This is a genomic window from Campylobacter sp. 110 (assembly GCF_002383965.1).
GTDB lineage: Bacteria > Campylobacterota > Campylobacteria > Campylobacterales > Campylobacteraceae > Campylobacter_D > Campylobacter_D coli.
On the sequence record NZ_NXBD01000017.1, the window covers coordinates 63,587 to 75,730 of the forward strand.

At 31.2% G+C, this 12,144-nt stretch carries 12 protein-coding genes; 5 read left to right on the forward strand and 7 right to left on the reverse strand.

Going from position 1 to position 12,144, the window contains the following annotated elements; genetic code table 11:
* Nucleotides 1-558, forward strand: coding sequence for a DedA family protein (locus tag BGS43_RS01775; protein WP_002781270.1), 558 nt, complete (start codon nucleotides 1-3; stop codon nucleotides 556-558).
* The gene (locus BGS43_RS01780) at nucleotides 558-1,817 is read left to right on the forward strand and encodes a ComEC/Rec2 family competence protein (protein WP_025399104.1); all 1,260 of its coding nucleotides are present in this window, start codon (nucleotides 558-560) and stop codon (nucleotides 1,815-1,817) included. Before BGS43_RS01775 ends, BGS43_RS01780 begins: the two co-directional genes overlap by 1 nt.
* Here the strand turns inward: BGS43_RS01780 and BGS43_RS01785 are convergent.
* From BGS43_RS01785 to BGS43_RS01795, 3 genes are read right to left on the reverse strand one after another with little or no spacing between them, the layout of a single operon-like run.
* A complete protein-coding gene (locus BGS43_RS01785) occupies nucleotides 1,761-2,567 on the reverse strand; it encodes a YihY/virulence factor BrkB family protein (protein WP_002794474.1) in 807 nt (268 codons plus the stop codon). The genes BGS43_RS01780 and BGS43_RS01785 overlap by 57 nt on opposite strands.
* 11 nt (nucleotides 2,568-2,578) lie before the next feature.
* Complete coding sequence (locus BGS43_RS01790) at nucleotides 2,579-3,961, reverse strand: FAD-linked oxidase C-terminal domain-containing protein (RefSeq protein ID WP_002794472.1); 1,383 nt, start codon at nucleotides 3,959-3,961, stop codon at nucleotides 2,579-2,581.
* Nucleotides 3,958-4,650, reverse strand: coding sequence for a plasminogen-binding N-terminal domain-containing protein (locus BGS43_RS01795; RefSeq protein WP_096568590.1), 693 nt, complete (start codon nucleotides 4,648-4,650; stop codon nucleotides 3,958-3,960). Before BGS43_RS01795 ends, BGS43_RS01790 begins: the two co-directional genes overlap by 4 nt.
* A 159-nt stretch (nucleotides 4,651-4,809) precedes the next feature.
* Between BGS43_RS01795 and BGS43_RS01800 the strand changes: the two genes are divergently transcribed.
* Nucleotides 4,810-5,970 (forward strand): M23 family metallopeptidase, encoded by a 1,161-nt coding sequence (locus BGS43_RS01800; protein WP_025399106.1) that lies wholly within the window; start codon nucleotides 4,810-4,812, stop codon nucleotides 5,968-5,970.
* Here the strand turns inward: BGS43_RS01800 and BGS43_RS01805 are convergent.
* From BGS43_RS01805 to BGS43_RS01820, 4 genes are read right to left on the reverse strand one after another with little or no spacing between them, the layout of a single operon-like run.
* Entirely contained in the window at nucleotides 5,967-6,173 is a 207-nt protein-coding gene (locus BGS43_RS01805) for a hypothetical protein (protein WP_002777395.1), read from the reverse strand. The two genes, BGS43_RS01800 and BGS43_RS01805, sit on opposite strands and share 4 nt — an antisense overlap.
* 3 nt (nucleotides 6,174-6,176) lie before the next feature.
* Nucleotides 6,177-6,857, reverse strand: coding sequence for a polyphenol oxidase family protein (locus BGS43_RS01810; RefSeq protein ID WP_096568575.1), 681 nt, complete (start codon nucleotides 6,855-6,857; stop codon nucleotides 6,177-6,179).
* Nucleotides 6,821-7,432: a riboflavin synthase gene (gene ribE / locus BGS43_RS01815; protein ID WP_096568578.1), complete on the reverse strand. Its 612-nt coding sequence runs from the start codon at nucleotides 7,430-7,432 to the stop codon at nucleotides 6,821-6,823. The genes BGS43_RS01810 and ribE overlap by 37 nt, the downstream gene beginning before the upstream one ends.
* Nucleotides 7,433-7,441: 9 nt before the next feature.
* Nucleotides 7,442-9,982: a hypothetical protein gene (locus tag BGS43_RS01820; protein ID WP_096568581.1), complete on the reverse strand. Its 2,541-nt coding sequence runs from the start codon at nucleotides 9,980-9,982 to the stop codon at nucleotides 7,442-7,444.
* A 163-nt stretch (nucleotides 9,983-10,145) separates the two neighbouring features.
* Here BGS43_RS01820 and groES point away from each other — a divergent pair, with 163 nt between their 5' ends.
* Together groES and groL are read left to right on the forward strand one after the other, a co-directional pair.
* Nucleotides 10,146-10,406: a co-chaperone GroES gene (gene groES / locus BGS43_RS01825; RefSeq protein ID WP_002825273.1), complete on the forward strand. Its 261-nt coding sequence runs from the start codon at nucleotides 10,146-10,148 to the stop codon at nucleotides 10,404-10,406.
* Nucleotides 10,407-10,426: 20 nt separating this feature from the next.
* Nucleotides 10,427-12,064 (forward strand): chaperonin GroEL, encoded by a 1,638-nt coding sequence (gene groL, locus BGS43_RS01830; RefSeq protein WP_002859291.1) that lies wholly within the window; start codon nucleotides 10,427-10,429, stop codon nucleotides 12,062-12,064.
* Nucleotides 12,065-12,144: the final 80 nt, after the last annotated feature.

Sequence of the window (12,144 nt, forward strand, 5' to 3'; positions counted from 1 at the left end):
ATGCAAGATATGATAGATACCTTACTAAAATACGGCTATATAGTTTTATTTTTCTATTCTTTAGGTGGTGGAATGGTAGGAATTTTAGCCGCTGGAGTTTTAAGCTCTCAAGGAAAAATGGATTTGGCTTTATGTATAAGCATAGCTTTTGTGGCTAATACTTTGGGTTCTACCTTGCTTTTTATACTTGGAAAATACTACAAAAAAGATATTATGCCTTATTTTAAAAACCATCGCCGAAAACTTGCACTTGCCATGATGAAAACTAAACAACATGGGGTTGTTTTACTTATAACTCAAAAATTTGTCTATGGTTTAAAAACCTTTATCCCCATAGCTGCAGGCATAGCAAAATATAAATTTATTAATTTTTTCATCATCAATACTTTTGCTAGTTTACTTTGGGCAGTGCTTTTAGGATATAGCGCTTATGCATTTGGTTTTGCCATAGAAGCAATTTTTAATAAGTTAAGCTCTTATCCTTATATTGCACCTTTATTTTTAATCGTATTGGTTGGAATTATTTGGTTTTATTTGGCTAAATTTTCTAAAAAATAATGTCTTTTTGGAATTCTTTATATCTAAACCTTAAAGAATTCCGTTATTTATTTTTATTTGGCTTTATTGTTTTTGTTTTTAATATATTTTTAGAATATAATCATTTTTTAAACCTTAAAGAAAAGAAACATTATCTAGTAGAAAATGCCTTGCTTTTACAGTATTATCCAAAACATAATAAAAACAATAAAAAATACTGGGTTTTAAAACTTAAAACAAAGGATTTTATCCTTTATACTACAAGCTTTAAGGATTTAAATTTAAGCAAAAATCAGCTTTTGAATTTAAAAATAATCACAAATAATATTTCCTTTAAGGATTATCTTGGAAAAAGCTTTTATGCTCCTAGCTATGGTTTTGAAGTATTAGGATATCTTAAAAACAATGCTCTCATTTCTTATTTTTTAAACCAACATACAAATGAAAAAATACAAGAATTTTACGGAGCTTTATTTTTTGCCCTACCCATCTCCTCAGAACTTAGAAACGATGTTAATCATTATGGTGTTGCTCATTTAATAGCAATCAGTGGTTATCATATAGGTTTACTTTTTACTTTGGTATTTTTTATACTCGCACCCTTGTATAGTTTTTTTCAAAAAAGATATTTTCCCTATAGAAGCTTACGCTTTGATTTAAGCATTTTTATTTTTATCTTGCTTTTTGCTTATGCTTATCTTATAGGCTTTGTGCCTTCTTATGTTCGTTCTTTAATCATGGCTCTTTGGGGTTTTTATCTGCTTTGTAAAAATATCAAAATTCTAAGCTTTTTTACCCTTTTTATAAGTATATATCTTTGTATAGTCCTTTATCCTAGGCTTTTATTGAGTATAGGATTTTTCTTTTCTTGCCTAGGAGTTTTTTATATTTTTTTATATTTGCACCATTTTTCAAAATTATTTAACAATTTCTTAAATATCATCTTAGTGAATATATGGACATTTTTTTGTATGATTACTCCTGTGCTTTATTTCTTTCCTCTTATCAGCTATCAGCAATTCCTAGCCATTATTTTGAGTGGAATTTTTATAGTCTTTTATCCTTTGGTTTTATGTTTGCATTTTATAGCACATGGAAATCTTTTAGATCCTGTATTGATTGACTTTTTTAATCTTAAATTTTATGCTTTAAATATTAAAATACCAACTTGGGCTTTAATATCCTATCTCATACTTTCTTTCATAGCTATGCGTTATAGAATTTTAGCTCTTTTTTGTATTTTTGCGAATTTTATCCCCTTTATCATGATTGTGATTTAAAAAATAATAAATTTTAATCCCAAAAAGATAAACAATCCAAGAAATATAAATCCAAATAAAGAAAAAAAGTATAGTAGAAAAAGAACCATAAACACTGGCATAAGTTTTATTATAAACTATATAATACACAAACAAATTCTTTCCTATATACCAAATAGCTCCCGCCGCAAAAGAAACGAATATCAAGCTTTTAAGAGTTCCTTTTTGAATAGAACTTGAATAAGATATAAAAAACAAACCCCAAATGATCACAAAAGGCAAAATTTCAAAAAAATTAAAACCTATTTTATAATCATCCAAAGCTTGCTGAATCAAACCCGATATATAAAAACTAAGTCCTAAGCCTAGTGGGACAAGAGTTAAAAGCGTCCAGTAAGAACTAATACTTTGCCAAAGTCCTTTTGGCTCGCTTTTTGTAATGCGATTGATTACAAAATCATAGCCTGAAAAAAAAGCCAAAGAAGTAAAAGTCATCGCTATAAGACCCACTATACCCAAATTTACACTATTATTTAAAAATGTGTCAAGATAAGCAGCAACTATATCTTGCTGTGCAGGTATTAAAAAAGCAAAAATGATTTGCTTGGCTTTTTCATAATAAGCCTTAAAACTTGAAATTTGTGTAAAAACAGAAAAACACACAAACAAAATCGGTATCAAAGATAAAATAGTATAAAAACTAAGCGCTGCGGCATAATTTAAAATTTCTTTATCTCGCAAATTGGATAAAATAGCAAAAATTCTCTTCAATCTTTTCCTTTTTAAAGCCCCATTTTAAAAGGATTGAGAATATTATTTGGGTCAAAAGCTTTTTTAATATTTCTCATTAAATTCATTTCGACATCAGAAAAAGCTAATTTCATAAAAGGAGCCTTAGAAAGTCCTATTCCATGCTCTCCACTTAGAGTTCCTCCAAGCTCCACAGTAAGCTTAAATACCTCTTCTACTGCTTCATAGCCTTTTTTTACTTGTTCTTCATCATTTTTATCAGGAACCATAACATTAGTATGCACATTTCCATCACCAGTATGACCAAAACAAGGAATTTTAAAACCGTATTTTTTAGAAATTTCATCTATACCTTCAAGTAAAGCGGGAAGTTTTGACCTTGGGACAGTAATATCTTCATTTAATTTTAAAGTCCCATACATAGCTATACTTTGAGAACAATTTCTTCTAGCAAACCAAATATCTGCTGCTTCTTGCTCATCTTTGGCTATTTTAAACTGACTTGCTCCTGCGTCTAAAAAATGCTCTCCTAAAATTTTCAAATCTTCATCAATAGCTTCTTTTACATTGCCATCTACATCAGCAATCAAAATAGCCCCTGCATCCACAGGCAAACCTTTGCTAAATTTACTTTCTACTGCTCTAATGCTAAGATTATCTAAAAATTCCATAGATACAGGATTAACCCCACTTGCAAGACTCTTATAAACTGCATTCATAGCGCTTTTTACACTTGGAAAAATTCCAAAAGCTGTTTTCTTGAATTTAGGCAAGGCAATAAGCTTTAAGGTAAGCTCACTTAAAACCGCTAAAGAACCCTCACTTGCGATCAAAATGCCTGCGAGATTATATCCTGCAACATCTTTGATGGTGCGCTTACCCGCACGAATGATTTCTCCACTTGGCAAAACAGCTCTTAAAGCCATAACATAATCTTTAGTAATGCCATACTTTGCAGCTCTCATACCTCCAGCATTTTCACTTACATTGCCTCCTAAGCTAGAATACTCCATGCTAGCAGGATCAGGCGGATAAAAAAGTCCATGCTTGGCCACTTCTCTTTGTAAATGTATATTAATCACACCTGGTTGCACTACTGCGACTAAATTTTCAAGATCGATTTCTAGAATTTTATTCATATGTTTTTCAAAGCTTAAAATCAAACCTCCATTAACAGCCAAAGCTCCTCCTGTAAAACCCGAACCCGCCCCACGAGGAATGATAATGATATTATTTTCATTACAAAATTTTAATATTTTAGAAATATCCTCCTCGTTTCTTGGAAACAGCACCCCATCGGGCAAATAATGCTTTTTTGTAGCATCATAACTATAAGCACGCTTATGAATATCATCAAAATAAGCATTTTCACTACCTAGAAGTTTTATAAAATATTGTTCAAATTCTTTTTTCATTGGCTTACCTTAGGAATATTAATTAAAGCATCATAATATCTATAATAATTACCCACTTCTTGGGAATTAAAATCAAAAAAATTACTTTTATAACCACCTATACGAGAATAAAAAGGAAGCTGTATAGTGCTTGGTTTAGGTATAGTTAATTCATAAAGCTCACTAAAATCTTGACAATCAACTATCTTTGCCTTATCCTCTAAAGCAAAAATCAAAATTCCCACAGCATTATCGGCACAAAATTTTCTAAAATCACTACGCTTTGGGGCAAGAGATGAAGAGCGGATAAGTTGTGCTCCTAGCATATCAATATGAGTAAAATAAATTTCTGGAAAGCTAGATACAAGCTCATTATAAGTTTGTTCATCTGGAGCAATCGCTAAACCTCTATCATAAAGAAAATTTAAAACCACCTCATCACCCTTTTGTGGTACAACATTTGGCAAAGGTAAGGCATCTTGCTCAAGATCAGCAAAAACACTGAATTTTAATTTTGCCAAACCCTTTTCTTTAGCTATAACACTAGCTCTTGCTATAATGCTTTTTGAAGTTTGAAAACGCTGTATAACAACACCGCTTGAATTTAATTTTATATCAGGACTATCTTTAACATAACCATAAATATCTTCAACCTTTAAAAGTTCCATTTTTACAGGCTTTAAATTTAAATCTATTGCAAAAAGACTCATACTTAAGCTTAAAATAAATGCTAGAAATTTAAGCAAACTAACTCCTTAAAAAATCAATTTAATGTATTATAATCCTTTTTTGTTAAGCAATTGTAAGAATTATAAAGTAAAATATAGCTTTTAAAAATTTAAAAATCCTCGAAAAAATAAGGTCTTTATATGAAAAAACTCTTACTCTTATTTGCATTTGTTATTCAAAGTTTTGCCGCACTTAGCGTTGAAGAACTTACTTGGGATAATGGCGATACTTTGCTTAAATTCTTGCAAAGAAATTCTATCCCTATATCGCTTTATTATGGGCTTGATAGAGAAGATCAAGAACTTGCCTCTGATATAGCTTATAAAGTAAAATACCAAGTTTTAAAAGATGAAAATAATAATATAGAACAAGTTTTAATCCCTATCAGTGATGATTTACAAATTCATATTTATAAAGATAAAAACAATCAATACACCCTTGCCTTTTCTCCTATTTCTTATCAAAAAGAAGATAGAATTTTACATTTGACAATCAAAAGTTCAGCCTATCAAGATGTTTATGAAGAAAGCGGTAGCAGTACTCTAGCTCGTGCTATGGTGCGCTCCTTTCGAGGAAGTGTTAACTTTCGCAATATCCAAAAAGGCGATAAGGTTACTCTTTATTATGAGCAAAAAAGACGCATGGGAAAACTTTGGGGGGATATTGCTATAAAAATGGCTGTAGTAGAAATTAACAAAAATGCACAAGAAGTATTTGCTTTTAATGATATTTTTTACAATCGCGATGGAAAAGAAGTGGAAGCTTTTTTATTAACCAAACCTGTAAATTATACAAGAATATCATCAACTTTTAGTACTGCAAGATATCATCCTATACTCAAACGCTATCGTGCACACCTTGGTATAGACTATGCAGCGCCTACTGGAACACCTGTAAAAAGTGCAGGCAAAGGGACAATCACTTTTGTAGGCACTAAAGGAGGATATGGAAATGTCATACAAGTAAAGCATGATTCAGGCTATATGACTTTATATGCTCATTTAAGTCGTTTTGCAAAAATTAAGAAGGGCCAAAAAGTAAATCAAGGTCAACTCATTGGCTATGTAGGTTCAACAGGCATGAGTACAGGCCCACATTTACATTTTGGTGTTTATCTAAACAATAAAGCTATCAATCCTGCTTCAGTAGTTAAAATCGCTAAATCAGAGCTAAGCGGAAAAGCCAAAGAAGAATTTAAAAGCACTATAGCAAAATATGAAGGAATTATAAACGAAGCCTTAGCTGCTAATAAGCCAAATCCTCCTAAAGAAGAAGATTTTGAAAATTATATAGAATTTTAAGGATTGCTAAGCAAAGCCTTATCTTTAGCTTCTATCAAGGAATTAAGAAGAGCTATAAGCTCTTCTCTTTCTTTGCTTTCTATCTCTTTAAATTCAGCATTAACAAGCTGATTTACTAAAGCTTCATTAAGCAAATCCCCATCCCCAAACTCTCTAGCTTTTTGAATAATTTTTAATACTCTTAAATCTTTTTTTTCATACATCAATCAACCCTTTAGATAAACCACACTCACAAAGCGTTTTAAAGTCTTATCGCGACGATAAGAGTAAAATGTCTTATCGTCAAAACTACAAATATTACTGTCGATAATATTTTTAATACCTAAATTTTGAGCCTGAAATTTTACCAAAGCTTTTAAATCAAGTTTTCTTTCATCTAAAAAATCTTTAAATTCTACTCTTGCAAATTCTAAAATTTCTCCATCTATTTCATAGTTTTTAGCACAAATACTAGGCAAGATAAAAAGATGAAATTTCTGCATGTCTAAATTAGGATTTTTTGTATAAATTTTATCCACACACTCTTTTAAAATATTTTCAAAACTCCCTTTTCTTCCTGAATGAAGTGCTGCTATAGTGCCACTTTCATGCCATAAAATCAAAGGCAAACAATCAGCACTTAAAACACAAAGTGCGGTATTTTTCTCTATACTTATCAAACCATCGCAACTTAGATTTTTTAAATTCTCATCATAAATTTCAACTTTACTGGAATGAATTTGATCCATAAAAACACATTTTTCAATATCCTTAAAACCCAAATGAGAAAATAAATTTTCTTTATGAACTTTAGCTCTAAAGATATTATAGTCTTTATTATAAGCGCAAAAAACACTGACTTTTTGATTATCTAGTAAAGATAAGTAATTCTCTCCACTTCTTCCCATGATAGTCCCTTATCCTTATCTTGCATTTGTGCATAAATATAACGAGCAAGCAAATCGCTTTCTATATTGATTTCTCGGCCTATTTTATATTCTTTAAAAAGTGTTTCCTTAAAAGTAATAGGTATAATGGTTAATCTAACGCCATTTTCTATAATTTCATTGATCGTAAGACTAACCCCATCTATACCTATACTGCCTTTTCTTGCCATAAATTTCATTGCTTCTTTAGGCAAGCTTACATAAAAATCAATTCCATTTTCATCTTTTTCAATCTTTTCAAGCTTCCCGATAAAATCGATATGTCCTTGCATCAAATGTCCATCTATCCTATCTCCATACCTTAAAGCAGGTTCTATATGCACCTTATCTTTTAAATTCTGCACAGCTATGTGCTTGCGACTCTCGTGTGAAAGTTCGAGTTCAAAACCATCACTATGAAGTTTAGTCACGCTCAAACAAGCTCCATTAACAGCTACACTATCGCCCAAATTAGGGCGATAACTTGCCTTTAAATTCAAAACATTATTTTGATAAGATTTAACCTTAGCAATCTCTCTTATAAGTCCGTTAAACATTATTTAACCTTAAAAAATTTTATTCAATAATTTATTGATACCCTCATCCACTTTTTCTCCTGCTTTTTGAACTCCATCTTGGGCTTTATCGCCTACAATATTTTTAATGGAATTTACTACACTACCCGCTTCAAGTTTAACTTGGGGCTTTTGTGTTGTTCCTGTTATATTGCCTTTAAAATTGGCTCTATCTATCTTGATATCAAAAGGCAAATTCAAGCTTCCGCTTTTAGAATTCAGCATACCTGAAGAAACAAGGACATAAGAACGATCCGCTTGCATATTTAAATCAAGCTTGATATTTTCTTTGTTAATAAGCGCTTTAGCATTGGCAGTATGAAAAACATCAGTAGTGATATCTTTTAAGGTAATAAGCTTAAGAGCTGCAGTGATAGCATTAGGTTTAAGCTTACCCTCTTTCATATCTGCATTAACCTCTCCTTGCTCGCTTATAAGATTATACTTAACTTCTAAATTTGCCTTGCCTTGATATATATCTATAAAATCAAGTCCACTTGCCAAAGTACTTAAATCCACTCCCTCTAACTTTGCATTTAAAATATTATTTTTCAAAGTACTATCAAGTTTTCCTTCAAATAAATTTTTACTCAATGCAGTAAAATTTAAAGTTTTATCAAAACCAATTTTTCCATTAAAACTCGCCTTTCCTTTGAGTTTTTTATCGAGTAAAAAACCTAGCTTTGAAAAATCAGCAATATCTAAAACATAATCCGAATTTAACACCATTTTGTTAATGACAAATTTTCCTTTAAAATTACTAAGATTAGCCAAAGAAGAATTTAAAACACCCTCAAAATCAGCGATATTATTTTTTAAATCTGCTTTGATATTTAAATCATAATTTGTATTGCTTGGAAATTTTTTATCCATTATCTGACTTAAAACTACAGCATTTAAAATACCTTTAGCTTCTGCATTTATCTTGCCATTAAGATTGTTAAAATTTATATCATCTAAACGCGCTTTAGCATTAACTATCCCGCTTGCATAATTTGGCATACCTACAATAGTAAAAACCTTGGAAAGATCAAGCTTGTTTATATCTAAGTCTAATTTTTTTCCATTAGAATTTGCCTTGATTAATCCACCTGCTATATTTGCATTAGCATTTAAATTCTGAATTTGAGCGCCTATAATATGCGCTTTTGCGTTAAGTTCTGCCTTGCCTTGTAAATTTTGCCCAGCTATAGCATTAAATTGAGATAAATCATCAATAAAAACATTTAAGTCTGTGTTTAATTCTGCATTTTTAAGATTGTAAGTTCCATCAAGTTTTTTAATATTGAGCAAATTAGACGCTAAAAGCGCATTATAAGATATATTGCCATTTTTAGCTTTAGCTTTGGCATCAAGACTAAAATTTGTATTTGGAAGATCGAGCTTGGCTATTTTTTTAATTTCAGCACTATTTAATTTTGCATTATTGATTTTTACATCTGCATCAAAATTTGCAAAATCCAATCCCTCGCTTACAAGATTTGCATTTAAATTTCCAGAAACAATGCCACCATAACCTATAAGAGCTAGTATTTTTTCCAAGCTAGCATTGCTTGCATTAAGATTTAATTGATTGTTTTTTAAATTTGCCTTCACTTCTCCGCCAAGCCCTATAACATTAGCATTTAAACCAGTTAAAGCATTATTAGCCACACTCGTATCACCCTTTACTCCTAAAGATCCATTTAGCTTTGTTTTTGTAAGCTTTTCAAGTTTTGCAAGATTAGGGACTGATAGATCAAAATCCGTATTTAGGGTATTTTGAATAAGATTATAAAGGGTTTTTTGAGTTTGTAAAGTTAAATAACTATTATAAATTTTACTCACTGTGTGGACTGTATCATCTTTAATATTTGCTAAAATTTCAGCTTTAAGATTGGAATTTTCAGGTAAATCTATATTAAATTCTTTTTTGATTTCTGCATAATTTATATAAGTATTATCAAGTTTAATGATAGCATTTCCATCAGGTTTTAAATCTTTAGCGGAAATTTTACTTGCTATATCTATGGTTCCTTTAGCCAAATTTCCTCGTCCAAAAAGTGCGAGCAATTCAGAAATTTGAAGATCGTTAGCGCTTAAATTTAAAGCAATAGGAAAATAATTATAAACTCTTGCATCTAAAAGCACATTAGAGCCAAACAAATACCCCTTGCCATTGATCATAAAATCACTCGATTTTCCATTAATCTTCCCTGAAAAAGCCAAATTTTGATTCAAATTTAAACCTAAATTTTTAGCATAATTTTTATCTAAATTGATGATATAATCAAGATCAAAACCGAGCTTAAAAAGACTCAAATTTCCTTCTAGTTTTAAATCAGCCATATTAGCCAAATTTGCCTCAATATCAAGACTTGAAAAACGCAGAGTAAACTGAGTGATATTGGCATCAAGACCTGTACTTTGCTTGATTTTATCTTGGATAAAATTTGCGACTATATTATTACCAAAGCTAGTAAAAAGCAGAGTATAAAATGCTATCAAAAGCACTACAATAAAAACCACTATTCCATAAAGAATTTTCTTCATTTAAACATCCTTTAGTTTTTTTAATTAATTATCTTTAGTCTTATTAACTAAAGTTTTATAAATATTTTTACTCAAAGTATTGACAAAATTCATTTTTTATAGTATGATATTATCACTCAAAATTAAAGAGTGCTAAAAATCAATATTTTTAAGGATGGACAAAATGAATTTTCAACCTTTAGGAAAGCGTGTTTTAGTAAAACGCGTAGAAGAAACTAAAACAACAGCCTCAGGCATAATTATACCAGATAATGCTAAAGAAAAGCCTTTAATGGGTGAAGTAGTAGCAGTAAGTAAAGAAATCACTGATATTGCAAATGGTGATAAAATCGTGTTTGCTAAATACGGTGGAACAGAAATTAAACTTGATAATAATGAATATTTAGTTTTAAATTTAGATGATATCTTAGGAATTTTAAAATAATTTATAAAAAAGGATAAAAAATGGCAAAAGAAATTATTTTTTCAGATGAAGCAAGAAATAAACTTTACGAGGGCGTTAAAAAACTTAATGACGCAGTAAAAGTAACTATGGGGCCAAGAGGACGCAATGTTTTAATCCAAAAAAGCTTTGGTGCTCCAAGCATTACTAAAGATGGCGTAAGTGTTGCTAAAGAAGTAGAACTTAAAGATAGTCTTGAAAATATGGGTGCTTCACTCGTAAGAGAAGTAGCGAGTAAAACAGCTGATCAAGCAGGCGATGGAACAACTACTGCAACGGTTTTAGCTCATGCAATTTTCAAAGAAGGTTTAAGAAATATCACAGCAGGTGCAAATCCTATCGAAGTAAAACGCGGTATGGATAAGGCTTGCGAAGCTATAGTAGCAGAACTTAAAAAACTTTCTCGCGAAGTAAAAGATAAAAAAGAAATTGCACAAGTTGCTACAATTTCAGCCAACTCTGATGAAAAAATCGGAAATTTAATTGCTGATGCTATGGAAAAAGTAGGCAAAGATGGTGTTATCACTGTTGAAGAGGCAAAATCAATCAATGATGAATTAAATGTAGTTGAAGGTATGCAATTTGACAGAGGTTATTTAAGCCCTTATTTTATCACTAATGCAGAAAAAATGACAGTAGAGCTTTCAAGCCCTTATATCCTGCTTTTTGATAAAAAAATTGCAAATTTAAAAGATTTATTGCCGGTTTTAGAACAAATTCAAAAAACAGGCAAACCACTTTTAATTATCGCTGAAGATATTGAAGGCGAAGCGCTTGCAACTTTGGTTGTAAATAAACTTCGCGGTGTTCTTAATATTTCAGCAGTAAAAGCTCCAGGTTTTGGCGATAGAAGAAAAGCTATGCTTGAAGATATAGCGATTTTAACAGGCGGAGAAGTGATTTCTGAAGAACTTGGAAGAACTCTTGAAAGTGCGACCATACAAGATCTTGGACAAGCTTCTAGTGTAATCATTGATAAGGACAATACAACCATAGTAAATGGCGCAGGTGAAAAAGCAAATATCGATGCAAGAGTAAACCAAATCAAAGCACAAATTGCTGAAACAACCTCAGATTATGACAGAGAAAAATTACAAGAAAGACTTGCAAAATTAAGCGGTGGTGTTGCAGTTATTAAAGTAGGTGCAGCAACTGAAACTGAAATGAAAGAGAAAAAAGATCGTGTTGATGATGCTTTAAGCGCTACTAAAGCAGCAGTTGAAGAAGGTATAGTAATCGGTGGTGGTGCAGCGCTTATCAAAGCAAAAGCTAAAATCAAACTTGATCTACAAGGTGATGAAGCAATCGGCGCAGCTATCGTTGAAAGAGCTTTAAGAGCACCTTTAAGACAAATTGCTGAAAATGCAGGATTTGATGCAGGTGTAGTTGTAAATAGCGTAGAAAATGCTAAAGATGAAAACACAGGATTTGATGCTGCAAAAGGCGAATATGTTAATATGCTTGAAAGTGGAATTATCGACCCTGTTAAAGTAGAAAGAGTAGCTTTACTCAATGCAGTTTCTGTAGCTAGTATGCTTTTAACCACAGAAGCAACAATTAGCGAAATTAAAGAAGATAAACCTGCTATGCCAGATATGAGCGGTATGGGAGGAATGGGTGGCATGGGAGGAATGATGTAAGCCCTTCTTTGCCATCAATAGTCAGCAGTCTTTGCTGACTATTTTTTAAAAACTTCAAATTCTGCAAAAAATCATTTAGT

Bases quoted from the DNA above. Each gene is read 5' to 3' on its own strand.
- BGS43_RS01810 (WP_096568575.1), bottom strand. From the start codon at position 6,857: ATGGGAAGAAGTGGAGAGAATTACTTATCTTTACTAGATAATCAAAAA.
- BGS43_RS01820 (WP_096568581.1), bottom strand. From the start codon at position 9,982: ATGAAGAAAATTCTTTATGGAATAGTGGTTTTTATTGTAGTGCTTTTG.
- BGS43_RS01790 (WP_002794472.1), bottom strand. From the start codon at position 3,961: ATGAAAAAAGAATTTGAACAATATTTTATAAAACTTCTAGGTAGTGAA.
- BGS43_RS01800 (WP_025399106.1), top strand. From the start codon at position 4,810: ATGAAAAAACTCTTACTCTTATTTGCATTTGTTATTCAAAGTTTTGCC.
- BGS43_RS01780 (WP_025399104.1), top strand. From the start codon at position 558: ATGTCTTTTTGGAATTCTTTATATCTAAACCTTAAAGAATTCCGTTAT.
- ribE (WP_096568578.1), bottom strand. From the start codon at position 7,432: ATGTTTAACGGACTTATAAGAGAGATTGCTAAGGTTAAATCTTATCAA.
- BGS43_RS01795 (WP_096568590.1), bottom strand. From the start codon at position 4,650: ATGAGTCTTTTTGCAATAGATTTAAATTTAAAGCCTGTAAAAATGGAA.
- groES (WP_002825273.1), top strand. From the start codon at position 10,146: ATGAATTTTCAACCTTTAGGAAAGCGTGTTTTAGTAAAACGCGTAGAA.
- BGS43_RS01775 (WP_002781270.1), top strand. From the start codon at position 1: ATGCAAGATATGATAGATACCTTACTAAAATACGGCTATATAGTTTTA.
- groL (WP_002859291.1), top strand. From the start codon at position 10,427: ATGGCAAAAGAAATTATTTTTTCAGATGAAGCAAGAAATAAACTTTAC.
- BGS43_RS01805 (WP_002777395.1), bottom strand. From the start codon at position 6,173: ATGTATGAAAAAAAAGATTTAAGAGTATTAAAAATTATTCAAAAAGCT.